This window comes from Curtobacterium sp. MCLR17_045 (assembly GCF_003234405.1).
GTDB lineage: Bacteria > Actinomycetota > Actinomycetes > Actinomycetales > Microbacteriaceae > Curtobacterium > Curtobacterium flaccumfaciens.
The window spans coordinates 20,976-45,059 of the sequence record NZ_QKTB01000014.1 but is presented as its reverse complement, the minus strand read 5'-3'; the positions used below and the strand labels follow the sequence as shown (position 1 = coordinate 45,059).

At 71.0% G+C, this 24,084-nt stretch carries 20 protein-coding genes; 12 read left to right on the top strand and 8 right to left on the bottom strand.

Features of this window, described 5'->3' with window-relative positions; genetic code table 11:
• The first annotated feature begins 2 nt into the window (after positions 1 to 2).
• From flgK to DEJ05_RS10585, 4 genes are all read left to right on the top strand, one after another.
• Positions 3 to 1,424, top strand: coding sequence for a flagellar hook-associated protein FlgK (flgK, locus tag DEJ05_RS10600; RefSeq protein ID WP_111110386.1), 1,422 nt, complete (start codon positions 3 to 5; stop codon positions 1,422 to 1,424).
• A gap of 2 nt (positions 1,425 to 1,426) precedes the next feature.
• Positions 1,427 to 2,308 carry a flagellin gene (locus DEJ05_RS10595; RefSeq protein WP_111110385.1) on the top strand — a complete coding sequence of 294 codons (882 nt, stop codon included), beginning with the start codon at positions 1,427 to 1,429 and terminating at the stop codon, positions 2,306 to 2,308.
• Positions 2,305 to 2,673 carry a flagellar assembly protein FliW gene (fliW, locus tag DEJ05_RS10590; protein ID WP_027465503.1) on the top strand — a complete coding sequence of 123 codons (369 nt, stop codon included), beginning with the start codon at positions 2,305 to 2,307 and terminating at the stop codon, positions 2,671 to 2,673. Before DEJ05_RS10595 ends, fliW begins: the two co-directional genes overlap by 4 nt.
• 255 nt (positions 2,674 to 2,928) lie before the next feature.
• Positions 2,929 to 3,891, top strand: coding sequence for a hypothetical protein (locus DEJ05_RS10585; RefSeq protein WP_111110384.1), 963 nt, complete (start codon positions 2,929 to 2,931; stop codon positions 3,889 to 3,891).
• Positions 3,892 to 3,908: 17 nt separating this feature from the next.
• Here DEJ05_RS10585 and DEJ05_RS10580 read toward each other — a convergent pair whose 3' ends face one another.
• Positions 3,909 to 4,556: a hypothetical protein gene (locus tag DEJ05_RS10580; RefSeq protein ID WP_111110383.1), complete on the bottom strand. Its 648-nt coding sequence runs from the start codon at positions 4,554 to 4,556 to the stop codon at positions 3,909 to 3,911.
• Positions 4,557 to 4,594: 38 nt separating this feature from the next.
• On the opposite strand from DEJ05_RS10580, the gene DEJ05_RS10575 reads away from it, so the two are divergent.
• On the top strand, positions 4,595 to 5,467 hold the full coding sequence (locus DEJ05_RS10575; RefSeq protein ID WP_181440704.1) for a hypothetical protein: 873 nt from the start codon (positions 4,595 to 4,597) through the stop codon (positions 5,465 to 5,467).
• Positions 5,468 to 5,567: 100 nt separating this feature from the next.
• On the opposite strand, the gene DEJ05_RS10570 is transcribed toward DEJ05_RS10575, so the two are convergent.
• Both DEJ05_RS10570 and DEJ05_RS10565 read right to left on the bottom strand, forming a co-directional pair.
• Complete coding sequence (locus DEJ05_RS10570) at positions 5,568 to 6,536, bottom strand: beta-ketoacyl-ACP synthase III (protein WP_111110382.1); 969 nt, start codon at positions 6,534 to 6,536, stop codon at positions 5,568 to 5,570.
• Positions 6,537 to 6,603: 67 nt separating this feature from the next.
• Positions 6,604 to 7,011 carry a ChaB family protein gene (locus DEJ05_RS10565; protein WP_111110381.1) on the bottom strand — a complete coding sequence of 136 codons (408 nt, stop codon included), beginning with the start codon at positions 7,009 to 7,011 and terminating at the stop codon, positions 6,604 to 6,606.
• A gap of 99 nt (positions 7,012 to 7,110) precedes the next feature.
• Between DEJ05_RS10565 and DEJ05_RS10560 the strand changes: the two genes are divergently transcribed.
• Positions 7,111 to 8,082: an aldo/keto reductase gene (locus DEJ05_RS10560; RefSeq protein WP_071403939.1), complete on the top strand. Its 972-nt coding sequence runs from the start codon at positions 7,111 to 7,113 to the stop codon at positions 8,080 to 8,082.
• Between the two features lie 163 nt (positions 8,083 to 8,245).
• Here the strand turns inward: DEJ05_RS10560 and DEJ05_RS10555 are convergent, their stop codons facing one another.
• Positions 8,246 to 9,520 carry an ammonium transporter gene (locus DEJ05_RS10555; RefSeq protein WP_111030006.1) on the bottom strand — a complete coding sequence of 425 codons (1,275 nt, stop codon included), beginning with the start codon at positions 9,518 to 9,520 and terminating at the stop codon, positions 8,246 to 8,248.
• 210 nt (positions 9,521 to 9,730) lie between these two features.
• Complete coding sequence (zapE, locus tag DEJ05_RS10550; RefSeq protein WP_111030005.1) at positions 9,731 to 10,753, bottom strand: cell division protein ZapE; 1,023 nt, start codon at positions 10,751 to 10,753, stop codon at positions 9,731 to 9,733.
• Between the two features lie 171 nt (positions 10,754 to 10,924).
• Between zapE and DEJ05_RS10545 the strand changes: the two genes are divergently transcribed.
• Together DEJ05_RS10545 and DEJ05_RS10540 are read left to right on the top strand one after the other, a co-directional pair.
• Positions 10,925 to 11,836: a sulfurtransferase gene (locus DEJ05_RS10545; protein WP_111057222.1), complete on the top strand. Its 912-nt coding sequence runs from the start codon at positions 10,925 to 10,927 to the stop codon at positions 11,834 to 11,836.
• Positions 11,833 to 12,291, top strand: coding sequence for a SufE family protein (locus tag DEJ05_RS10540; protein ID WP_111110380.1), 459 nt, complete (start codon positions 11,833 to 11,835; stop codon positions 12,289 to 12,291). Before DEJ05_RS10545 ends, DEJ05_RS10540 begins: the two co-directional genes overlap by 4 nt.
• Before the next feature lie 72 nt (positions 12,292 to 12,363).
• On the opposite strand, the gene DEJ05_RS10535 is transcribed toward DEJ05_RS10540, so the two are convergent.
• Positions 12,364 to 13,587 carry an alpha/beta fold hydrolase gene (locus DEJ05_RS10535; RefSeq protein WP_181433183.1) on the bottom strand — a complete coding sequence of 408 codons (1,224 nt, stop codon included), beginning with the start codon at positions 13,585 to 13,587 and terminating at the stop codon, positions 12,364 to 12,366.
• A gap of 23 nt (positions 13,588 to 13,610) precedes the next feature.
• Here DEJ05_RS10535 and DEJ05_RS10530 point away from each other — a divergent pair, with 23 nt between their 5' ends.
• From DEJ05_RS10530 to DEJ05_RS10515, 4 genes are all read left to right on the top strand, one after another.
• Positions 13,611 to 14,192 carry a DUF3000 domain-containing protein gene (locus DEJ05_RS10530; RefSeq protein ID WP_017886108.1) on the top strand — a complete coding sequence of 194 codons (582 nt, stop codon included), beginning with the start codon at positions 13,611 to 13,613 and terminating at the stop codon, positions 14,190 to 14,192.
• Positions 14,189 to 15,535, top strand: a complete 1,347-nt coding sequence (locus DEJ05_RS10525; protein WP_375334590.1) for a ribonuclease D — start codon at positions 14,189 to 14,191, stop codon at positions 15,533 to 15,535. Before DEJ05_RS10530 ends, DEJ05_RS10525 begins: the two co-directional genes overlap by 4 nt.
• 128 nt (positions 15,536 to 15,663) lie before the next feature.
• Positions 15,664 to 16,881, top strand: coding sequence for a thiolase family protein (locus DEJ05_RS10520; RefSeq protein ID WP_111030148.1), 1,218 nt, complete (start codon positions 15,664 to 15,666; stop codon positions 16,879 to 16,881).
• Between the two features lie 2 nt (positions 16,882 to 16,883).
• Positions 16,884 to 19,022 (top strand): 3-hydroxyacyl-CoA dehydrogenase NAD-binding domain-containing protein, encoded by a 2,139-nt coding sequence (locus DEJ05_RS10515; protein ID WP_111110379.1) that lies wholly within the window; start codon positions 16,884 to 16,886, stop codon positions 19,020 to 19,022.
• Between the two features lie 116 nt (positions 19,023 to 19,138).
• Here the strand turns inward: DEJ05_RS10515 and dxs are convergent, their stop codons facing one another.
• Positions 19,139 to 21,076, bottom strand: coding sequence for a 1-deoxy-D-xylulose-5-phosphate synthase (gene dxs / locus DEJ05_RS10510; RefSeq protein ID WP_111110378.1), 1,938 nt, complete (start codon positions 21,074 to 21,076; stop codon positions 19,139 to 19,141).
• Between the two features lie 150 nt (positions 21,077 to 21,226).
• Positions 21,227 to 24,043 (bottom strand): aconitate hydratase AcnA, encoded by a 2,817-nt coding sequence (acnA, locus tag DEJ05_RS10505; RefSeq protein WP_111110377.1) that lies wholly within the window; start codon positions 24,041 to 24,043, stop codon positions 21,227 to 21,229.
• Between the last annotated feature and the right edge of the window lie 41 nt (positions 24,044 to 24,084).

Below are 24,084 nucleotides of genomic sequence, written 5' to 3'. Positions count from 1 at the left end.
CCGTGGTCAGCACCTTCGGATCCCTCGCGACCGCGTACTCGGGCCTCGCCGCCGCCCGTGCCGGCATCGACGTCACCGGCCAGAACATCGCGAACGCCGGCACCGCCGGGTACACGCGGCAGCGCGTCACGCAGAACTCGGTCCCCGCGACCCAGACCGGGTTCATGCGGGGCACCGCGGCCCTCGCCGGCCAGGGTGTCTCGGTCGACGGCATCGCCCGCCTGGCGTCCCTGACGCTCGACGCCGGCGTCCGCGTCGCCGCCGGTTCGTCCGCCTACGCCGATGCCCGCGCCACGGCGCTGTCCGCCCTCGAGACCGGGTTGCACGAGCCCGGCAAGGACGGCCTGAGCGCCAAGCTCGACGCGTTCTGGTCGTCCTGGAGCGAGCTCGCCAGCCACCCCGACGACCCGGGTGCCGCCAGCGCGGTGCTCGGGGCCGCCGGCACCGTCGTCTCCGCGCTGGCCGCCGGCTCGAAGGCCGTCGACGCGCAGTGGTCCTCGGTGCGCGGCACCCTGACCGGGCAGGTCGCCCAGCTGAACGGCGCCGCGGAGCAGGTCGCCGACCTGAACGGCCGGATCCGCACCGCGCTCGCCTCGGGCGGCACCGCCAACGAGCTGCTCGACCAGCGCGACCAGCTCACGCAGCAGATCGCCACGCTCGCCGGCGGCACCACCCGGACGAACGCCGACGGCACGGTCGACGTGCTCCTCGGCGGCAACCCGCTCGTGCAGGGCACCGACGCCCGCTCGGTCGCCCTCGGCGGCGGCGAGCGTCTCGCCGACGGCACCGCCGTCACCCTGACCTGGACCACCGGAACGGCCGGGGCGGTCGGGCTGAGCGGCGGCTCCATCGGCGGCGCCCTCGCGGTCCTCGCGCCGGCGTCCGGCACCGGTACCGGCGGCGCACTCGCCGAGGCCTCCGCGTCCTACGACGCCGTGGCCACGCGACTCGCCACCACCGTGAACGCCCTGCACTCCGCCGGGACCACCCCGGCCGGCACCACCGGCGCACCCTTCTTCTCCCTGGCGGCCGGCGTCCCGGCCGCCCAGGCGCTCGGCGTCGTCCCCACGGACGCCAGTGGGCTGGCGACGCGGAACGCGGCGGGGGAACTCGACGACTCGTTCGCCGACGCGCTCGCGCGACTCGGGGCGTCGTCGGACGGTGCCGACCAGGTCTGGGCGACGTTCGTGGCGGGGGTGGGCACCGCCTCCAGGTCGGCGACGTCGGAATCCACGATGACCGGACTCGCGCTCACCAACGCACGCACCCAGCAGCAGTCGAGCGCCGGAGTCGACCTCGACGAGGAGAACGTCAACCTGCTGAGCTACCAGCACGCGTACCAGGGCGCGGCGCGCGTCCTGACCGCGGTCGACGAGATGCTCGACACCATCATCAACCGCGTCGGACTCGTCGGGAGGGGCTGATCGTGATCACCCGTGTGACCACCCAGATGTCGATGGCGGCCGCGTCGGCCCGGCTGCAGGCCGGGGCCGCGCGGGTCGCCGAGCTCACCGACCAGGCCACGACGCTGCGTGCGATCCAGAAGCCCTCGGACGACCCGGTCGGCACCGCTTCGTCGATGCAGGTGCGCAAGGAGCAGGCCGCTGCAGCGCAGTACTCGCGGAACGCGAACGACGCCGCGGCCTGGCTCGCGACCACCGACAGTGCGCTGTCGAGCGTCTACTCGGTGCTCAACAACGTCCGCGACCTCACCGTGCAGGCCGCGAACTCCGGCACCATGAGCGACACGAACCGCGACGCCTTCGTCACGCAGTTCCGGTCGCTCAAGGCAGACCTCGAGGCGCGTGCCAACACGACCTACGGCACCCGCTCGGTGTTCGCGGGATCGTCGACCGCCGCTGCTGCCTACGACCCCGCCACGGGCTGGGCGGCCGCCGGCACCGACGTGTCCCGGCGGATCGGTGACGGCACGACCGTGCGCGTCGACACCGCCGGCACCGCGGTCTTCGGCTCCGGCGACGACTCGGTGTTCGCGGTGATCGACTCCATCGTCAACGACCTGCAGAACGGGGTGAACGTGAACGCTCGGATCAACGACGTGGACGGCGCACTCGGGACCGTCCGCGGCGCCCAGGCCGACGTCGGCATCCGGCACGCCGCCGCGCTCACGGCGCAGGACTCGCTGAAGTCCGCGACCGTCTCGCTCGAGAGCCGTCGCGCCGACATCGAGGACGTCGACCTCGCCAAGGCCGTCCTCGACCTGCAGGTGCAGCAGACCAACTACCAGGCAGCCCTCGCCGTCACCGCGAAGGTCCTGCAGCCGACCCTGATGGACTACCTCCGATGAGCATCTCCCTGACCTTCGCCGTCCCGCCGTTCGGGCTCGCTCCCGCCGCGGCCTTCGAGCTCTCGCCGGTCGACGGCGCCGAGGGGCTGTTCACGCTCGTCGGCGACGACGCGCGGCTGTTCCTGCTCGACGCCGCGGTGCACCTGCCGTCGTACGCGCCGGAGCTCACCGACGAGCAGGCTGCCGGGCTCGGGCTGACCGACCCCGCGGACGCGATGCTGCTCGTCGTCGCGAACCCCGGTGCGTCCGGCACCACGGTCAACCTGCTCGCGCCGATCGTCGTGAACGCCCGGACGGCCGTGGGCGCGCAGGTCATCCTCGAGGAGCAGGACCTGCCGCTGCGGGCGGAGCTCGCGCGGGTGTAGCGCGGGCGGGCGCTCGGGCTTCGGGCTGGTCGACGCGGAACGACACTGCCGACGTCGTACGACATCGGTGCTGTCGCAACTCCGCGCCTGCAACTGTTCCGCACGCGTGACAGCGACAGAGTCGCCGTCGTACGACATCGACATCGTCGCAAGTTGCGTCCGCCTCATCCCTCCACAGCCTGGAGGCCCGGCTCGTCATCCACAGATCGGCCCACCGCCGCCCCGTGGTCGGGCCCGGCAATCGATGGTTGATCCATGGACGACCGCGCACGCACCATCCCCCTCATCCGCACGACCGGCAAGCCCAGCGCCGAACGCCGGGCCCTGCAACGCCGGGTCCGTCGGGGGGAGTTGCTCGCGGTCCGTCCCGGGGTCCTGGTCTCCCCGTCGTCAGTCGTCGGACTCCGGCCCGAGGACCACCTGTTGCTCCTGGTGCGCGCGACCGCGCCGATGATCCACGCACCGAGGGCGTTCGCGCGCTCCGCAGCGGCCGCCGTGCACGGACTGCCCTTCGTCCATGCCCCGCCGTCGAAACTCGACGTCGTCGATCCGCGCCGCGAACGCTCCGACACGTCCGCACACCTCCGGCTCCACCCCGGACCGCTCGTCCATGCGCCGACGACGGACTCACGGTGGACTGACTTGCCCGCGACCACGCCCGCCGACATCGACGGAGCGCCCGTCACGTCGTTGGCACGGACCCTCGTCGACATCGCGGGGTCGTCCACCCTCGAGTTCGCGTTGCCGATGATCGACCAGGCACTCCACGACCGGCGTCTCCTGCCCGAGATCCTGCTCGACGAACTCGCCACGACGGCACCCGCGGGTCACGACAAGGCGGGGATCGCGGTGGGGATGGGGTCGGCGCTGTCGGGGTCACCGGCGGAGTCGGTGTGCCGCGTGCGCTTCCGGGAGCTCGGTGTGCCGGAGCCGGTGCAGCAGCACGTGTTCGCCCGGGCCGGATCGGCCACGGCGATCGTGGACTTCTGGTTCCCCGACCAAGGCGTCGTGGTCGAGGTCGACGGCCGCGCGAAGTACGAGGACCCGGTGCTGCTCGACGGGCGCTCCACCGCGGACGCGCACTGGCGCGAGAAGCGGCGTGAGGACTTCATCCGGTCGTTCCCCGAGGTCCGGGCGGTCGTGCGGCTCTCGTGGGCCGACCTGATGCAGCCCGACCGGGTGCGGGCTGCCCTCCGGCGTGCAGGTGTCCCGTGCTGAGGCTGCGTGCCGGACGATCAGTGCGGGCGCCGTGGCGCATCCGGGTGGTACGTGCGCTGACGCTCGATCCGCGGCCGACCGGAGGATGCCCCGATGTCCATTGCCCCACCGACCACGACCTCGCCGAGCCCCACGCGCACCCCACGGACCGGCCCGGTGCCCTTGACCACGCCGCCGCGGTGGTCCGGGTCGGGTTCGCGGTGGTCGCCGCCGTCCTCGAGCTCGACGTCACGCACGGACACCTGACCGAGCACCTGCGCGCCCGCGCCGATCCGCGCCGGCCCCTCGACGAGACACCCGGCCGTCAGGCGAGCTCGACCACCGATCACAACGTCGGCCCCGTCCGCGACGACGGTGACGGGGCCCGGGCCGAGTTCGGCGCCCTCCCCGATGTGCACCGTCGCCGCAGACGCGACGACGGTCACGGGTCCGGGGCCCAGGCGGGCACCGGCAGCCAGCGTGATCGCCCCACCGTGCCGGGTCTCGAGCGTCGTGGACGGGTACAGCTGCACTCCGGGCAGGATCGACACGCCAACCCCGATCAGGACGGACGCCGGATCGAGGACCCGGACCTCGGGCGAGAGAGCGGCCACCTGCCGGACGGTCAGGAATCCGGCCGCACGACGGGCGTCGTTGAGTGCTCGCTGCGCGGGGTCGGTGTCCATCCAGCGAGCCTCTCACGTGTGCGGCGTACGGTGATCGCATGGCCCGCGCCCCGAAGGACCAGTCGATCGTGCCCCTGCCGACCGCACCGGTCTCCCCCACCACGTCCGACCCCCGAACGCAGCAGGTCCAGCCCACGGGCTGGGCGAAGTGGCTCGATCGGGTCATCAGTGTGCAGCGTCCCGTCGTGGTCGCGCACGTCAACGCGATCCGTCGCCGCAAGCCCGACGCGACCCCCGCCGAGGTGATCCAGATCCTCGAGCGGCAGTACCTGGCAGCGGTGACGACCGGCGGTGCCGCGGTCGGTGCGAGCGCGGTGATCCCCGGCGTCGGGATGGCCGCTGCGCTCGGACTGAGCGGCGCCGAGACGGTCGGGTTCCTGGAGACCACCGCACTGTTCGCACAGTCGGTGACCGAGGTGCACGGCATCGCGCTGGACGACCCGGAGCGCGCCCGCACGCTGGTGATGGCCATGATCCTCGGCGCACCGGGCACCCAGCTCATCAAGCAGCTCGCCGGCCAGGCTGTCGGCGGGCAGGCCCGGACGGCGTTCTGGGGCGAGATGGTGACGTCCTCGCTGCCGAAGCAGGTCGTCAACGGCATCGGCGGACAGGTCCGCGACCAGTTCATCAAGCGCTTCGCCATCCGGCAGGGCGGTTCGGTCCTCGGCCGCGCGCTCCCGTTCGGCATCGGAGCGGCCGTCGGCGGTCTGGGGAACCACGCCCTGGGCCGCAAGGTGATCCAGGCGTCGCGGACGGGGTTCGGCATGCCGCCGGCGGAGTTCCCGATCGTGCTGACGGTCACACCGACTGCCGAGAAGACCCGGCGTGCCCTGCCGTGGAAGCGCGGCGCGGGCAAGGACCAGGACCTCTGGACCGAGCCGGGGCAGGACGACCCCCGCTCGAAGCGATGAACCCTTGCGCGAAGCGCTGAACCAGCGTCCGAAGCGCTGACGCAGAACGGCCCGGGCACGCTGCCCGGGCCGTCCCTGTGTCTGTGTCGAATTCCGTGTCCTAGAAGGACCGCACCGGCGTCGTCACGACCTGCCCGGCGTGGGCGAACCCGCCGCCGAACCCGAACAGCAGGGCCGGTACCCCCTCCGGGAGGTCGCCACGCTCCCACGCCTTCGAGAGCCCGAGCGGCACGCTGGCGGCCGAGGTGTTCCCGGACTCGACGACGTCCCGGATGACGAACTTGGACTCCCCGCCGAGCGCGGTGACGAGCGGCTCGATGATCCGCAGGTTCGCCTGGTGGAACGCGAACACCTCGATGTCGTCCATCGTGAGTCCGGCGGCCTCGACGACCTTGCGGGCGTGCCCCTCGGCCTCGGTGATGGCCCACCGGTAGATCGAGCGACCCTCCTGGTTGAAGCGCCCCGGCGACCCTTCGACACGCACGGCGTCGAGCAGGTGCGGCACGCTCCCCCACGACACCGGGCCGATCTCGGGCGTCTCGGCGACCCCGAGCACGGCGGCACCGGCCCCGTCACCGACGAGCACGCACGTCGACCGGTCGGTCCAGTCGGCGATGCCGGACAGCACCTCGGACCCGATGACGAGCGCGATGTCGGCCGAACCGGTGCGGATGGACTGGTCGGCGAGCCCGAGCGCGTACTCGAACCCGCTGCACGCGGTGTTGATGTCGATCGGCGCCGGTCCGTTCGTCATGCCCAGTGCAGCGGCAACGCGGCCTGCCGTGTACGGGGCGCGGTCCTGGTGGGTGGTGGAGGCGACGATGACGAGTCCGACGGCCGAGGGCGACACCCCGGCGTCGGCGAGGGCACGGCGTCCGGCCTCGATGGCCAACGACGTGACGGTGTCGTCGGGACCGGCGATCCGACGGGTCTGGATCCCGGTGCGGGTGCGGATCCACTCGTCGTTCGTGTCGACCATCGTCGAGAGCTCGTCGTTGGTCAGGACGCGTTCGGGCTGGTGGTGTCCGAACCCGAGGATCCGGCTGCCGCGGAGTGCTGGGATGTTCATCGTCGGCACGTTACCCCCTCACCCCACCGCCGCATGCCGAGCGGGGCATGCACGGCACGCCCCACGGTCACTTCCGCGCGGCAGCGGTCGCGCGGTCGTTCGCCTTGCCGATCGCCTCGACCAGCTCGTCCTTCGTCATCTTGGAGCGGCCGCTGACGTCGAGCCGCTTCGCGACGTCCATGAGGTGCGCCTTCGAGGCATTCGCGTCGACACCGCCCTCGGTCTTCCCGGATGAGCCCGAGCCAGCACCACGCGAACCGGCGGCACCGGAGTCGGACGGCCCGGAGGACTCCTTCTCCTCCCAGTGGTCGCCGACCTTCTCGTACTCGTGCTTCACGGCGGCGAAGGCCGTGCGGTGCGCCCGCTCACCCGGGCCGTACGTCTCGTTCGCCGAGTCCAGTGTCTTCTCGAAGATCTCCTGCGCGTGCTCCGGGGACCGCTGCAGGGTGCTGGGGATCTCGTCATTGGCTGGCATGGCTGCTCCTCTCGAGTGGTCCCTCCTGACTACTCCCCACCACTCGACCGGTACTCCCAGGGCCTGGCGCCACCAGGGCGTCACGAGTAGACCCGTCTCATGGACTACACACACCTCGGTCGCACCGGTCTGTCCGTCTCCCGCGCCGTGCTCGGCACGATGAACTTCGGCCCGGAGACCAGCGAGGACGACTCGCACGCGATCATGGACCGGGCCCACGAGCTCGGCGTCAACTTCTTCGACACCGCCAACGGCTACGGCGGCTCGGTGGGCAAGGGTGCCACCGAGGAGATCATCGGACGGTGGTTCGCCAAGGGTGGCGGTCGCCGCGAGAAGACGGTCCTCGCCACGAAGGTCTACGGCGAGATGACCGACTGGCCGAACGGCGGCAAGCTCAGCGCCCTGAACATCCGGCAGTCGCTCGACGCGAGCCTGCAGCGGCTGCAGACCGACCACATCGACCTGTACCAGTTCCACCACGTCGACCGTGCGACGCCGTGGGACGAGATCTGGCAGGCGATCGACGTCGCCGTGCAGCAGGGCAAGGTCCTGTACGTCGGCTCGTCGAACTTCGCCGGGTGGCACATCGCCCAGGCGCAGGAGGCAGCGAAGCGCCGGAACACCTTCGGCCTGGTCAGCGAGCAGTCGATCTACAACCTCGTGGTCCGCGACGTCGAGCGCGAGGTCCTGCCCGCCGCCCGCGCGTACGGCCTCGGCGTGATCCCCTGGTCGCCGCTGCAGGGCGGTCTGCTCGGCGGCGTCATCGAGAAGACCGAGAACGGCTCCCGCCGTCTGTCCGGCCGCAGCGCCGAGTACGTCGACGCGCACCGTGACCAGCTGCAGTCGTACGAGTCGTTCGCGAAGGAGCTCGGCCACACGCCCGGCGAGCTGGCCCTCGCCTGGCTGCTGCACCAGCCCGGCGTCACCGCGCCGATCACCGGTCCGCGCACGATGGAGCAGTGGGAGTCCGCGGTCCGCGCCGTCGACATCCGCCTCGACCAGCGTGCGCTGGACCGTCTCGACGAGATCTTCCCGGGGCACGAGACCTCGCCGGAGGACTACGCGTGGTGAGCTGAGCCCGGAAAGCAGGGCACAGCCGGGAGGCGCGGTGCGGGTCGGACCCGCACCGCGCCTCCTGTCCGTGGTCACGTCGAGAACGCGACCAGCGCAACGACGACGGGCCCCGCGCTGCTGTGTGCGCGGGGCCCGTCGTCGTGCGGGTGCTGCCTGGTGACTAGCGGACGCTGACCGGGCTGTCGTCGGTCTGCTCGTAGAGGACGTAGCCCTCTTCGCCGTGGACCGCCGTGTCGATGCCGGCGACCTCGTCCTCGGTCTTGACGCGGAAGCCCATCGTCTTCTCGATGATCCAGCCGATGACGAAGGCCAGGACGAACGAGTACGCGCCGACGGCGCCCGCGGCGGCCGCCTGCTTGCCGAGCTGCTCGAACGAGCCCGAGTAGATCAGGCCGGTGTCGTTGGCGAAGAAGCCGAGGAACAGCGTGCCGAAGATGCCGCCGACCAGGTGGACGCCGACCACGTCGAGCGAGTCGTCGAAGCCGAGACGGTACTTCCAGTCGATCGCGAAGCAGCAGACGATGCCGGCGAGGAAGCCGAGGAGGATGCCCCAGCCCGGGGTCAGCGCGGCACAGGCCGGGGTGATCGCGACGAGGCCGGTGACGGCGCCCGAGGCGGCTCCGACGGAGGTGGCCTTGCCGTCCTTGAGCTTCTCGATGAGCAGCCAGCCGAGGATGGCGGCGGCCGGGGCGGCGAGGGTGTTCACCCAGGCGATCGCGGCGATGCCGTCAGCAGCGCCCTCGGAGCCGGCGTTGAAGCCGAACCAGCCGAACCACAGGATGGCGGCACCGAGCAGGACGAAGGGCGGGTTGTGCGGCTTGTGCGCACCCTTGGCGAAGCCGACGCGCTTGCCGAGCACGATAGCCAGGGCGAGACCCGCTGCACCGGCGTTGATGTGCACCGCGGTGCCACCGGCGAAGTCGATGACGCCCCACGTGGCGGCCCAGCCCGAGGTCAGGTTGAAGACCCACGAGGCGACCGGGAAGTAGACGACCGTGACCCAGACGCCGGCGAAGACCATCCAGGCGCCGAACTTGGCGCGGTCGGCGATGGCGCCGGAGATGAGCGCGACGGTGATGATCGCGAACGTCGCCTGGAAGCCGACGAAGGCCATGGACGGGTACGCCGCCTGGATGTTCGAGGACTGCGCTTCCTCGAAGGCCTGGCCGAGGCCGATCTGGTTCCAGTCGATGCTGAAGAACCCGACCACACCGGAGACCGCCGTGCCGTCGCCGTGGTTGGCGAAGGCGATCGCGTAGCCGTAGACCACCCAGAGCACGCTCACGAGCGCGATCGCACCGAACGACATCATCATCATGGAGATGACGGACTTGGCCTTCACCAAGCCGCCGTAGAAGAAGGCCAGGCCGGGTGTCATGAACAACACCAGCGCAGCCATCACCAACACGAACGTCGTGTTGCCCTGATCAAGCATCTGCTCACCTCTCGATTGCACGAGCGGCTCTTGGACCGCCTCGGGTGTCACAGAGTCTGGCGAGGCGAGGTTTCACGAGGGAGCACGAACTGTTTCGCGGATGTAACGCCACCGCGCCGTTTGTAAACGTCGTGTTTCCGAAGGCCCGATGTCCCCTGCACGAGGGGCAGGAGACCGCCGTGGACAGATCGGTCTGACGGCGAGCGACGCTCAGGCGCGGGTGAGCGCCACCACGCGGGACGCCGCGCGCAGGTACTTCTTGCGGTACCCGCCCTCGAGCATCACGTCGGGGTACACCTGGTCGAGCGGGGTGCCCGACGCGACGATGCGCACCTGCGCGTCGTACAGACGGTCCACCAGGGCGACCCAGCGCAGCGCATCGGTCTGGTCGGTGAACGCCCGGACGTCGGTGAGCCCGACGGCGTCGAGGTCCTCGACCAGCGCGACGTACTTCGACGGGTGCACGGAACCCAGGTGCGCGACCACCGCACCGAAGTCGTCGAGCGTCACGGAGCCGGACGGCAGCGCGGCGGGCACGTCGGACACCACCTGCGCCGACTCGTCCACGGCACGTCGGCGGTAGTCGAGGCCGTCGATGCGCATGGTGTCGAAGCGGTCCGACATCGCCTGGATCTCGCGCAGGAAGTCCTGCGCGGCGAAGCGTCCCTCGCCCAGGGCTCCCGGGGGCGTGTTCGACGTCGCGGCGAAGCGGGTGCCGGTCTCGGTCAGTTCCTTGATGAGCCGGGTCATCACCATCGTGTCGCCCGGGTCGTCGAGCTCGAACTCGTCGATGCACACCAGTGCGGTGCCGCGGAGCAGGTCGACCGTGCCCTGGAACCCCAGGGCGCCCACGAGCGCGGTGTACTCGATGAAGGTGCCGAAGGTCTTCCGGCCGGTGGCCGCGTGGTAGGCGGCTGCGAGCAGGTGGGTCTTGCCGACACCGAACCCGCCGTCCAGGTACACACCGGACTTCGCCGCGGGTTCCGCCGCCTGCTTCCGGCGCCCGAACAGCCCGCGCCGCGGGGCCTCCGTCGGACCGGCGGCCACGAACGCGGCGACGGCATCGCGGACCGAGGCCTGCGAGTCGTAGTCCGGGTCCGGCCGGTACGAGTCGAACGACGCGTCCGTGAACTGCGGCGGGGGCACGAGCGCTGCAGCCATCTGCTGCGGCGTCACCTGGGGATCACGGTCGACGAGGTGAGCGGGCAATCGGGGAACCCTTCCGGGAAGCATGTCGTGGGGTGTCACGTTGCGTCAGGAGCACGGTACGTCCGCGTACCGTTGCCCACAGGCACCGACGCCCGATCCTAGTCCGGCACCGGCAGCACGCACCCGGGCACCAAGCCCGCCCCGCACCACGCTCGCCCCGCACCACGCTCCCCCGCACCCCTGGAGGTACCCCCGATGACCGCACCGGTCGACCCGTCCGAGAAGTTCGCCGCCTACGCGCACCCGGAGCGCCTCGTCTCCACCGAGTGGCTGCAGGAGCAACTCGACGCCGGGGCCGGCGCCCCCGACCTGGTGGTCGTCGAGTCCGACGAGGACGTCCTGCTCTACGAGACGGGCCACATCCCGGGCGCCGTGAAGATCGACTGGCACACCGACCTCAACGACCCGGTGCAGCGCGACTACATCGACGGCGCGGCCTTCGCCGAGCTCCTCGGCGGCAAGGGCATCGGCCGCGACACCACCGTCGTGATCTACGGCGACAAGAACAACTGGTGGGCGGCGTACGCCCTCTGGGTGTTCACCCTGTTCGGCCACGAGGACGTCCGCCTGCTCGACGGCGGTCGCGGCAAGTGGATCGCCGAGGACCGCGCCCTGACCACCGACGAGACCCCGGTCACGCCCGTCGAGTACCCCGTCGTCGAGCGGCACGACGAGCCCGTCCGCGCCTTCAAGGACGACGTCCTCGCGCACCTCGGCAAGCCGCTCATCGACGTCCGCAGCGCCCCGGAGTACAGCGGGGAGCGCACGACCGCGCCCGACTACCCGGAAGAGGGTGCGCTGCGCGGCGGCCACGTCCCCACCGCCGTGAACATCCCCTGGGCGACGGCCGCCGCTCCCGACGGCACCTTCAAGTCGCGCGACGAGCTCGACGCCGTCTACCGTGATGGCGCCGGCATCGGTGACGCCGACGAGGTGATCGCCTACTGCCGCATCGGTGAGCGCTCGAGCCACACCTGGTTCGTCCTGCAGCACCTGCTCGGCTACGACAACGTCCGCAACTACGACGGCTCGTGGACCGAGTGGGGCAGCGCCGTCCGCGTCCCCATCGTGCAGGGATCCGAGCCGGGTACTGTTCCGAACCGATGAACGCCAGCACCGACGAACCACTCCCCGCCACCCTCGCCGAGATCCGCGACGACTTCCTCGCCCTGGGCCAGAAGGACCGCCTGCAGCTCCTGCTCGAGTTCTCGAACGAGCTGCCTGCGCTGCCCGAACGCCTGCAGGGGCACGAGGACGAGCTCGAACGGGTCGAGGAGTGCCAGTCCCCCGTCTTCATCACCGTGACGGTGGGCGAGGACGGCGACGCCCCGGACGTGGTCCGGATGCACGCCACCGCCCCGCGCGAGGCACCGACCACCCGCGGCTTCGCCTCGATCCTGGCGCAGGGCCTCTCCGGCCTCACCGTCGAGCAGGTGCTCGCCGTCCCGACGGACTACCCACTGACCATCGGCCTGTCCGAGGCGGTCAGCCCGCTGCGTATCCGCGGCATGGTGGGCATGCTCGGACGCGTGCAGCGGCAGGTGCAGGCGGCGGTCGCGTAGACGCGACCCACTGACGGACGGGAGGCGCGGTGCCAGCTGGCACCGCGCCTCCCGTCCGTCCTCCGGTTGCGACTACCGCGCGCTGGCCGCCCCGCGCCGCTGGACCACCTCGGTGAGCCAGGCGAGGATCCGGGCGTCGAACCAGTCGGCGTCGTGGTTCCAGAGTTTGGTGTGCCGGGCCGTGGTCTGGATCTCGAGCCGCACCAGGTCGGGCCGCGCGCGGGCCAGGTCGTGCGAGGCCGAGGACGGAACGAACCCGTCGTCGTCGCTGTGCAGCAGCAGGATCGGCACCGTGAGCTCGTCGGAGCGCGTGACCATGTCGAGCTCGCGCAGGTCCACAGGAGCCTGGAGCCCGGCGAGCCGGTGCAGCACCGGCGTGCGGAGCAGCCGCTGCGCGACCTTGCGGACTGGACGTGGCAGACGCAGGAGCTGGCTCTGCGACTTCAGCACCGCGTGCCAGTCGACGACCGGGGACTCGAGCACCACCCCGTCGACCAGGCCGGCGAAGCGCGAGCGGAGCAGGGTCTGCAGCACGACGGCGCCGCCCATCGACCAGCCCATGAGCACGACGCTCTGGGCGTCCTGCGCGGTGAGCCAGCGGAGGACGGAGTCGATGTCCTCCCACTCGGTGCTGCCGAGGCCGTAGCGGCCGTCGACGCTCGGTGGGGCGACGCCGTCGTTCCGCCACGAGGCGAGCACGACCGAGTACCCGGCGGCGCGGAAGACGGGGACGGCGCGGATCGTCTCGGCACGCGTGACGCCACGGCCGTGCACGAGGACGGCCCAGGGCGCTGCCGGGTCGTCGGCGCGGACGACCCAGGCGGGGGCAGGGCCGTTCGGGGTGGGGATGTCGACGTCCTCGACGGGCACGTCGAGCTCGCCCGGGGTCAGGTAGAACCAGCCGCCCCAGCGACCGCGACGGGCGGCGGTGGGGTCGCCGGCGTCGATCGCGATGATGCGGCGCGTGACGGTGGTGTCGGTCGTGCCGAGGACCTCGCCGACGCGCATGTGGCCGGTGCCGCCGCCGAACCAGAGCGAGTAGCGGCCCTGCAGCTCGGTGTCGGCCGTGCGCTCGATCGTGACGGTCTTCCGGACCGGGTCGACGGCGTGGATCGGGACGCGTTCGTTGCGCTTGCGGTCGGGGGTGACGACCGCACGGGCGACGGCGGCGACGAAGCCACCGATGACGGCCGTCCCCACCGCGGCAGCTGCCAGACCGGCGCCGAGTGCGATGAACCCGGCCGATCGAGCGGTCTCCTGGACGACGTCCTCGGCGGGTCGCGCGGATCGAGACATGGCCCGGAGCCTAGTCTGCATGTGTGTCCGAAACCCGAGAGCCCGACGCCTTCGCGCGGCTCCGCGCGTTCGTGTCCGGCGGCAGCGGCCGTGCCGAGACCACCGTCACCGAGATCCCCTCGCCGACCCGGATCGCACCGTTCTCGATCGCCCTGGCGGCGGACGTGTCCGGCACCGCGCACGGCGTCGAGTCGGACCTGGGAACCGGCCGGTTCATCGCCCTGTACGACCCGGAAGAACCCGAGGGCTGGGGCGGCGCGTTCCGTGTCGTCTCGTTCGCGCAGGCGCCGCTCGAGCCGGAGATCGGCGTCGACGAGTTCGTCGCCGACGTCACGTGGAGCTGGCTCGTCGACGCGCTCGAGTCGCACGGCGCGACGTACGACCACGCCTCGGGCACGGCCACCAAGATCATCTCGCGCGGGTACGGCGACCTCGCCGCACAGGGCGACGGCGCCCAGCTGGAACTCCGCGCGTCGTGGACACCACGCGGCGACGACCTCACCGCACACGTCCGGGCCTGGCAGGACATCGTCGCCATGCTCGCCGGTCTGCCTCCCGCATCGGACGGCGTGACCCTGCTGGCCCCGAGGAGGCTCGCCAAGTGACCGACCCCGCTCCCCAGGACGCCGCTGGATCGACCGGCCCGGCTGCGTCCGCAGCCACGGCTGCCGGATCGACTGCTGCCGCTGCCGCTGCCGCTGCCGGCCCGACTGCCGCCGCCGCTGCCAGCCCTGCCTTCGAGGCATCGCACGACGCCGTCAAGGTCATCGACACGCGCGAGGACTACCTCGAGGCGGTCGCCGCCATCGCCGCCGGCCACGGCCCCGTCGCGGTCGACGCCGAGCGCGCCAGCGGCTACCGCTACTCGCAGCGCGCCTACCTGATCCAGGTCTTCCGCCGCGGTTCCGGTGCGTTCCTGTTCGACCCGATCCCGATCGGCGACTTCTCGGAGCTGCAGACCGCCATCGTCGACGAGGAGTGGCTGTTCCACGCCGCCTCGCAGGACCTGCCGTGCCTGCAGGAGGTCGGCCTCGTCCCGACGCGCATCTTCGACACCGAGCTCGGCGCCCGCATCGCCGGGTTCCCCCGCGTCGGCCTCGGCGCCGTCGTCGAGCAGCTGCTCGGCATCACCCTGGCCAAGGCGCACTCGGCCGCCGACTGGTCGACCCGTCCCCTGCCGCAGTCGTGGCTCGTCTACGCGTCGCTCGACGTCGAGCTGCTGCCCGACCTCCGCGACGCCCTCGCCGAGAAGCTCGACGAGGCCGGCAAGACCCGGATCGCCCAGGAGGAGTTCGACGCGGTCCTGCACCGTGCGCCGAAGCCCGCCCGTGCCGAGCCCTGGCGTCGCCTGTCCGGCATGCACGCGCTCCGTGGTGCGCGAGCACTGGCGATCGCCCGGTCGCTCTGGCTCGCTCGCGACGAGTACGCCCGACAGGCGGACATCGCCCCCGGGCGCACGATCCCCGACTCGGCGATCGTCGCCGCCGCGGCCGCTGCACCCGAGTCCCGCGCCGAACTCGGTGCGCTGAAGACGTTCACGGGCCGCGCCAGCCGTTCCGAGCTCGACCGCTGGTGGGCCGCCGTCGAGGAAGGCCGCACCACCGAGGACCTCCCCCGTCTGCGCGGTGGCGGCGAGGCGACGCTGCCCCCGCCCCGCGCCTGGGCGGACCGCAACCCGGCCGCCGACCGCCGGTACAAGGCCGCGCGCGCCGCGGTGACGAAGCGTGCCGAGGAACTCGACATCCCGCTCGAGAACCTGCTCACGCCGGAGACGCTCCGGCTCGTGTCGTGGGCCCCGCCGTCGCCGCCGTCGACCGAACTGGTCGGCGCCGCCCTCGCCGAGCACGACGCCCGCCCGTGGCAGGTCGAGGAACTCGCGTCGATCATCGCCTCGGCCTTTGTGGCTGCTGCACAGCGGCCCGCGGCGACGGACGACGACGAGTCGTAGGAACTGCCCAACCGGCATGCGGCCGCCCAGGCTGGGGGCATAGCGTCGGGAGGGTCGCCGGGCGAGGCCCGGCCAGGCCGGAGCGACCTGCGTTCCGGCCCGATCGATGAGGATCTGGGAGGCCCGGATTGCCAAAGGCATCAGACGTCGTGTTCGTGGACGGCGTTCGCACACCGTTCGGACGAGCCGGCGAGAAGGGGGTGTTCTGGAAGACCCGGTCCGACGACCTCGCGGTGCACGCGATGCGCGGACTGCTCGACCGGAACGCCTTCGACACCGCAGCGGTGGACGACGTCGCCGTCGCGGCCACCACGCAGCAGGGTGACCAGGGGCTGACGCTCGGGCGCACCGTCGGCATGCTCGCTGGTCTGCCGAAGTCGGTGCCCGGCTACGCGATCGACCGCATGTGCGCCGGTGCCATGACGAGCGTCACGACGCTCGCCGGCGCCATCGCCTTCGGCGCCGCCGACATCGCGATCGCCGGTGGTGTCGAGCACATGGGCCGGCACCCGATGGGCTTCAACGCCGACCCGAACCCGCGCTTCGTCGCGGAGCGCATGGTCTCGAGCGACGCCCTCGTCATGGGCGCCACCGCCGAGCGCCTGCACGACCGCTTCCCCGCGATCACGAAGGACCGCACGGACGCCTACGCCGTCCAGTCCCAGCAGCGCTACGCCGCCGCCTGGGCGAACGGCAAGCTCCAGCCGGACGTCATCCCGGTCGAGGTCAACAAGGGCGACGGCTGGGACGTCGTCAGCACCGACGAGCCGCCGCGGCCGGGGACCACCCTGGAGGCGCTGGCCGCGTTGAAGACGCCGTTCCGGCCCCACGGACGGGTCACCGCCGGCAACGCCGCCGGTCTGAACGACGGTGCCACCATGAGCCTGCTCGCGTCCGAGGACGGCGCGAAGCAGCACGGGCTGTCGACGAAGATGCGCATGGTCTCGTTCGCCTTCGCCGGCGTCGAGCCCGAGGTCATGGGCGTCGGGCCGGTCCCCGCGACCGACAAGGCCCTGGCGAAGGCCGGGCTGTCGATCGACGACATCGGCCTGTTCGAGATCAACGAGGCGTTCGCCGTCCAGGTGCTCGCGTTCCTCGACAACTACGGCATCGCCCAGGACTCCCCGAACGTGAACGCCTGGGGCGGCGCGATCGCCGTCGGCCACCCGCTCGCGTCGAGTGGTGTCCGGCTGATGAACCAGCTCGCCGCACAGTTCGCCGAGCGACCGGACGTCAAGTACGGCATCACCACGATGTGCATCGGGCTCGGCCAGGGCGGCACCGTCATCTGGGAGAACCCGAACCACAGCAAGTCGGCCGAGCGTTCGGCTCGGAAGGGGGCGTGACCATGACCATCGTCGACAACGACCGACTGGCCGAACTCAGCGAGGACGAGGTCGTCACGCACTCGTTCGTCAAGCACGTCACGATGCCCTCGGGTGGCACGCTGGCGCTCATCACGCTCGACAACGGCAAGGACTACAAGCGGCCGAACACCCTCGGGCCCCGCACGCTCCGTGAGCTGTCCGGCGTGCTCGACACCCTGAAGACCGAGGCCGCCGCGGGCACGATCCATGGCGTCGCGATCACCGGCAAGGAGTACTGCTTCGCCGCCGGCGCCGACCTGTCGCAGGCAGCGGCGGTCCCGTCGCGCGAGGCCGCCCACGACCTGGCCGCCCTCGGGCACGCCACGCTCCGCAAGTTCGCCGACCTCGGGGTGCCGTCGTTCGCGTTCGTGAACACCCTGGCGCTCGGCGGTGGGCTCGAGATCGCCCTGCACTGCACCTACCGGGCGTTCTCGTCCGCGGCGCAGGGCATCGGCCTGCCCGAGGTGTTCCTCGGCATCATCCCCGGCTGGGGCGGCGCGACGCTGCTCCCCCGCCTGATCGGTCCGGAGCGCGCGCTCCGCGTCATCGTCGAGAACCCGCTCAAGAACAACCGTCTGATGGACGGCCCGGCCGCGGTCGAGATCGGCATCGGCGACGTGCTCGTCCCGTCCGTCACGTTCCTGCCCTCGGCCGTGGCCTGGGCGGACGGCGTCATCACCGGCACGACCAAGGTGGTGCGGAAGAACGAACCAGGCATGCTCGAGAAGGCTGCCTGGGGCACCGTCGTCAAGGTCGCCCGCGGACAGGTCGCCTCGAAGATCGGCACCGTGCCGAAGTCGCCGTTCCGGGCGCTCGACCTCGTGGCCGCCGCCAAGTCGGGCTCGCTCGACGAACGGTTCGCCGACGAGGACGAGGCCCTCGCCGACCTCATCTCGGGCGACCAGTTCGCCGCGTCGATGTACGCCTTCGACCTCGTGCAGAAGCGTGCGAAGAAGCCCGTCGGCGCTCCCGAGGGCGTCGAGCCGAAGAAGATCACGAAGGTCGGCGTCCTCGGCGCCGGGCTGATGGCGTCGCAGTTCGCGCTGCTGTTCGCCCGACGTCTGGGCGTCCCCGTCGTCATCACCGACGTCGACCAGTCCCGTGTGGACGCCGGCGTCGAGCGGATCCGCGGCGAGGTCGCGAAGCTGCTCGACAAGGGCCGGATCTCCCCCGACGACGCGAACCGCATCACCGCACTCGTCAGCGGCTCGGTGTCCTACGACGCCTTCGCCGACGCCGACTGGGTGATCGAGGCCGTCTTCGAGGAGATGACCGTCAAGCAGGAGGTCCTCCGGAAGATCGAGCAGGTCATCGCGCCGGACGCCATCCTCGCCACGAACACGTCGTCGCTCTCCGTCGACGAGATGGCGTCGGTGCTCACCAACCCGGAGCGGCTCGTCGGCTTCCACTTCTTCAACCCGGTCGCGGTCATGCCGCTGCTCGAGGTGGTGCGCGCGGCGAAGACCTCGGACGAGGCCCTCGTCACCGCTCTCGCCGTCGCGAAGACCCTGAAGAAGACCGCGATCATCACCGCGGACCAGCCGGGCTTCGTCGTCAACAGGGTGCTCGCGCGGGTGCTCGGCGAGGCGATGCGTGGCGTCGAGGAAGGGACCTCGTTCGACACCGTCGCCCAGGGTGCCGCGCCCCTCGGCCTGCCGATGTCGCCGTTCGAGCTGCTCGAGCTCGTCGGGCTTCCGGTCGGCGCGCACGTGCTCGACTCGCACCACGCGGCCTGGCCGGAGCGCTTCTACCCCGGTGACGGGCTGAAGAAGATCGCCGAGCACGGGACGATCCTGACCCGCGACAAGAAGGGCAACGCGACCGGGTACGACCCCGCCGCCGTGAAGCTCGTCGCGCCGTCCAAGAAGGACGCGAAGCCCGTCGACGCCGCCGAGATGCAACGCCGGTTCGAGGACGCCCTGGCCGACGAGCTGCACCGCATGCTCGAGGACCGGGTCGTCGAGCACGTCGAGGAGATCGACCTCGGGCTCATCCTCGGTGCGGGGTACCCGTTCCAGGCCGGTGGCATCAGCCCGTACCTCGACCGCTCCGGTGCGTCCGAGCGGGTCTTCAGCGGCACGTTCCACGACCCACGGATCGTCGGCCCCGCTTCCCGCTAGGGCCCAGCACGAAAAACACCGGTGTTCGCGCACCGAACACCCGCAAACCGCGGCGTGGAGCGCGAACACCGGTGTTTTGCTGACCGGACCCGAACCAGCCGGCCGCGGCCGAGCGGTCAGCGGTCGGACGCCGCCGACTCACGGGACCGCGCGGGCTTCGCCTGCGGCAACTTCGTCCCGACGACCTGGTCGATGACGTCGCGGGCGATGGCCTGCGCCGTCAGCCCTGCGTCGGCGAGGATCTGCGACCGGGTCGCGTGGTCGATGAACGCGTCGGGCAGCCCGAGCTCGTTGACCCCGGTGTCGACCCCGGCGGCACGGAGGTCCTGCCGCAGCCGGGTCCCGACGCCGCCGACCCGCACGCCGTCCTCGATGGTGATGACGAGCCGGTGCGTCCGCGAGAGCTCCATCAGGGACGTCGGGATCGGCACCACCCAACGCGGGTCCACGACGGTGACGCCGATGCCCTGCGCCTCGAGCAGCGCCGCGGCCTCGAGCGCCACCGGCACCATCGACCCGACGGCGACGAAGAGCACGTCCTCGACGTCGTCCGCGGCTGCGTGCAGGACGTCCACACCATCCGAGAGACGACGGACCGCGGGAATGTCCGGCCCCACCTGCCCCTTCGACCACCGCAGCACGGTGGGGGCGTCGTCGACGGCGATCGCCTCGCGGAACTCCTCGCGGAGGGTCGCAGCATCGCGGGGTGCGGCGATCCGGATCCCCGGCACGACCTGCAGCAGCGCGAGGTCCCACATGCCGTGGTGGGAGGGGCCGTCCGGGCCGGTGATCCCGGCACGGTCGAGCACGAACGTCACGCCGGCCTTGTGCAGGGCGACGTCCATCAGCACCTGGTCGAACGCGCGGTTCAGGAACGTCGCGTAGAGCGCCACCACGGGGTGGAGTCCCCCGTAGGCCAGGCCCGCGGCGGTCGTCACGGCGTGCTGCTCGGCGATGCCGACGTCGTAGACCCGGTCGGGGTGCTGCTCCTGGAACAGGTGGAGCCCGGTCGGCCGGAGCATCGCCGCCGTGATCGCGACGATCCGAGGATCCGAGGCGCCGGCATCGGCCAAGGAGGACGCGAACACCGAGGTCCACGACGGGCCCGATGCGGCGTCGAGCGACTCCCCCGTCTCCGGGTCGATGTGTCCGACGGCGTGGAACTGGTCGGCCTGGTCGCGCAGGGCGGGCTCGAAGCCGTGGCCCTTCTCGGTGATCGCGTGCACGATCACGGGAGCGCCGTACTCCTTCGCCTGCCGGAGTGCTGCCTCCATCGCCTGCTGGTCGTGCCCGTTCACCGGGCCGATGTACTTGATGTCGAGGTTCGAGTACAGCGCCTCGTTGTTCGTCAGCCGCGACAGGAAGCCGTGCAGGCCCCCGCGCATGCCTCGGTACACCGCACGACCCGGAGCGCCGAACCGCGCCGCCACGGCCTGCGTGCCCTCGTACAGGGCCCGGTACTCGCGGCGGGTGCGCACGGAGCTCAGGAACCGCGCCATGCCACCGATCGTCGGGGCGTACGAGCGGCCGTTGTCGTTGACGACGATGACCAGTCGACGGTCGTTGTCGTCGGAGATGTTGTTGAGCGCCTCCCACGTCATCCCGCCGGTGAGGGCGCCGTCCCCGACCACCGCGACGACGGTGCGGTCGGTCTGCCCGGTCTGCCCGAACGCGCGGGAGATGCCGTCCGCCCACGACAGCGAGGACGACGCGTGCGAGGACTCGACGATGTCGTGCTCGGACTCGCTCCGCTGCGGGTAGCCGGCGATGCCGCCGCGTTCGCGCAGCTTGGAGAAGTCCTGGCGCCCCGTGACGAGCTTGTGCACGTACGACTGGTGCCCGGTGTCGAAGACGAACGGGTCGTTCGGCGAGTCGAACACGCGGTGCATCGCGAGCGTCAGCTCCACGACGCCCAGGTTCGGACCGAGGTGCCCACCGGTCTTCGCGACCTCGGCGACCAGGAAGCGCCGGATCTCGGCGGCGAGGTCGGTCATCTGCGCGTCGGAGAGACGCTTCAGGTCGCGCGGCGACGTGATGCTGGCGAGCAGGCTCACGGGCGCTCCTTTCGTGGGGCTGTCGGCCCACTCTATTCTCGGGACCCGACAACGGACGGGAGGCCCGTGGCGGTGTCGCCACGGGCCTCCCGTCCGTCCTGTGGTCGCGTCAGCAACCCGTGCGCACGTCGCTCCTGTCGTTCAACGGACTCAGACGAGCGAGCGGAGCACGTACTGCAGGATGCCGCCGTTGCGGTAGTAGTCGGCCTCTCCGGGGGTGTCGATGCGGACGACCGCGTCGAACTCGATCGGCTGCTTGCCGGCCGGCGAGTGCTCGCTCGGCGTCGCGGTGACGTGCACCGTCTTCGGGGTGCGGCCCTCGTTCAGCTCGGTCAGCCCGGAGATCGAGACGACCTCGGTGCCGTCGAGCCCGAGGGACTCGACAGTCTCACCCGCCGGGAACTGCAGCGGGACGACGCCCATGCCGATGAGGTTGGAGCGGTGGATCCGCTCGAAGCTCTCGGTGATGACCGCACGGACACCGAGCAGGTTCGTGCCCTTGGCCGCCCAGTCACGGGACGAGCCGGAGCCGTACTCCTTGCCACCGAAGATGACGAGCGGGATGCCCTGCTCCTGGTAGTGCTGCGAGGCGTCGTAGATGAACGACTGCGCACCGTCCGGCGTCGTGAAGTCGCGGGTGTAGCCGCCCTCCACGCCGTCGAGCAGCTGGTTGCGCAGACGGATGTTCGCGAACGTGCCGCGGATCATGACCTCGTGGTTGCCGCGACGCGAGCCGTAGGAGTTGAAGTCCTTGCGGTCGACGCCGTGCTCGGCGAGGTACTGGCCGGCGGGGCTGTCGGCCTTGATCGAACCGGCCGGCGAGATGTGGTCGGTCGTGACCGAGTCGCCGAGCTTCGCGAGCACCCGGGCGCCGGAGATGTCCGACACCGCGTCGGGCTGCATCGTCATGCCCTCGAAGTACGGGGGCTTCCGGACGTAGGTCGACTCCTGGTCCCACTCGAAGGTGTCGCCGGTCGGGGTCGGCAGGTTCTTCCAGCGGTCGTCGCCCTCGAACACGGAGCCGTACTCGTGGGTGAACATCTCGGTGTCGATCGACTCGTCGATGACCTGCTGCACCTCGGCCGCGTCGGGCCAGATGTCGGTCAGGTAGACGTCGTTGCCGTCCTGGTCGGTGCCGAGGGCGTCCTTGTCGAAGTCGAAGTGCATCGACCCGGCGAGGGCGTAGGCGATGACCAGCGGCGGGGACGCCAGGTAGTTCATCTTGACGTCGGGGTTGATCCGGCCCTCGAAGTTGCGGTTGCCCGAGAGCACCGCGGTGACGGCGAGGTCGTTGTCCTGCACGGCCTGCGAGATCTCCTCGGGCAGCGGGCCCGAGTTGCCGATGCAGGTGGTGCAGCCGTAGCCGACCGTGTAGAAGCCGAGCTGCTCGAGGTAGGTGGTGAGACCGGCCTTCTCGTAGTAGTCGGTGACGACCTTCGACCCGGGCGCGAGGGTGGTCTTCACCCAGGGCTTCGCGGTGAGGCCCTTCTTCGCGGCGTTCCGGGCGAGGATGCCGGCGGCCATCATGACCGACGGGTTCGACGTGTTCGTGCACGACGTGATCGCAGCGATCGCGACGGCACCGTGGTCGATCGTGAACGGGTCGGCCCCGTCCATCGCGACCTTCGTCGGCGCCGAGGCGGTCGACGGTGCGCTCGACACGTGCACGTGCTCGTGCAGTGCCGTGTCCTCGTTGGTCGAACCGGCGGCGATCGGGTCGGAGGCCGGGAACGTCTCCTCGACCGCGTCGTCGAGGTCAGTCTGCTCGGACGGCGTCGTGTAGTTGTTCAGGTCGAGCTCGAACTGGGTCTTCGCGTTCGTGAGCTCGATGCGGTCCTGCGGACGCTTCGGGCCGGAGATGGAGGGCACGACCGTGGAGAGGTCGAGCTCCATGTACTCGGAGTAGTTCGGCTCGACCGACGCGTCGTGCCACAGGCCCTGGGCCTTGGAGTACGCCTCGACCAGGGCGATCTGTGCCTCGTCGCGACCGGTCAGCCGCAGGTAGTCCAGCGTGACGTCGTCGACCGGGAAGATCGCCGCCGTCGAACCGAACTCGGGCGACATGTTGCCGATGGTGGCGCGGTTGGCGAGCGGGACGGCGCCGACGCCCTCGCCGTAGAACTCGACGAACTTGCCGACGACGCCGTGCTTGCGGAGCTCCTGCGTGATGGTGAGCACCACGTCGGTCGCGGTCACGCCGGCCGGGATCTCACCGGAGAGCTTGAAGCCGACGACCTTCGGGATGAGCATCGACACGGGCTGGCCGAGCATCGCGGCCTCGGCCTCGATACCGCCGACGCCCCAGCCGAGCACGCCGAGGCCGTTCACCATCGTGGTGTGCGAGTCGGTGCCGACCAGGGTGTCCGGGTACGCGTAGGTCTCGCCGTCGAAGTCACGCGTGTAAGTGACCTTCGCCAGGTACTCGATGTTCACCTGGTGGACGATGCCGGTGCCCGGCGGGACGACCTTGAAGTCCTCGAACGCGGTCTGGCCCCAGCGGAGGAACTGGTAGCGCTCACCGTTCCGCTCGTACTCCAGGTCGGTGTTGCGCTGCAGGGCGTCCGTGCTGCCGAACAGGTCGGCGATGACGGAGTGGTCGATGACCATCTCGGCCGGGGACAGCGGGTTGATCTTGTTCGGGTCGCCGCCGATGTCCGCCATGGCCTCGCGCATGGTGGCGAGGTCGACGATGCACGGCACACCCGTGAAGTCCTGCATGACGACGCGTGCCGGCGAGAACTGGATCTCGGTGTCGGGTTCCGCGTCGGGCCGCCAGGAGCCGAGCGCCCGGATCTGTCCCTCGGTGACGTTCTTGCCGTCCTCGGTGCGGAGGAGGTTCTCGAGCAGCACCTTCAGGCTGTAGGGCAACTTCTCGTGCCCGGGAACCGAGTCGATCCGGTGGATCGCGTAGTCGACACCCCCAACCGACAGTGTGTCCTTCGAGCCGAAGCTATTGACTGCAGCCACCGTGCCGCCTCCCTACTGATCGGTTTGCCCTCATCCTCGCG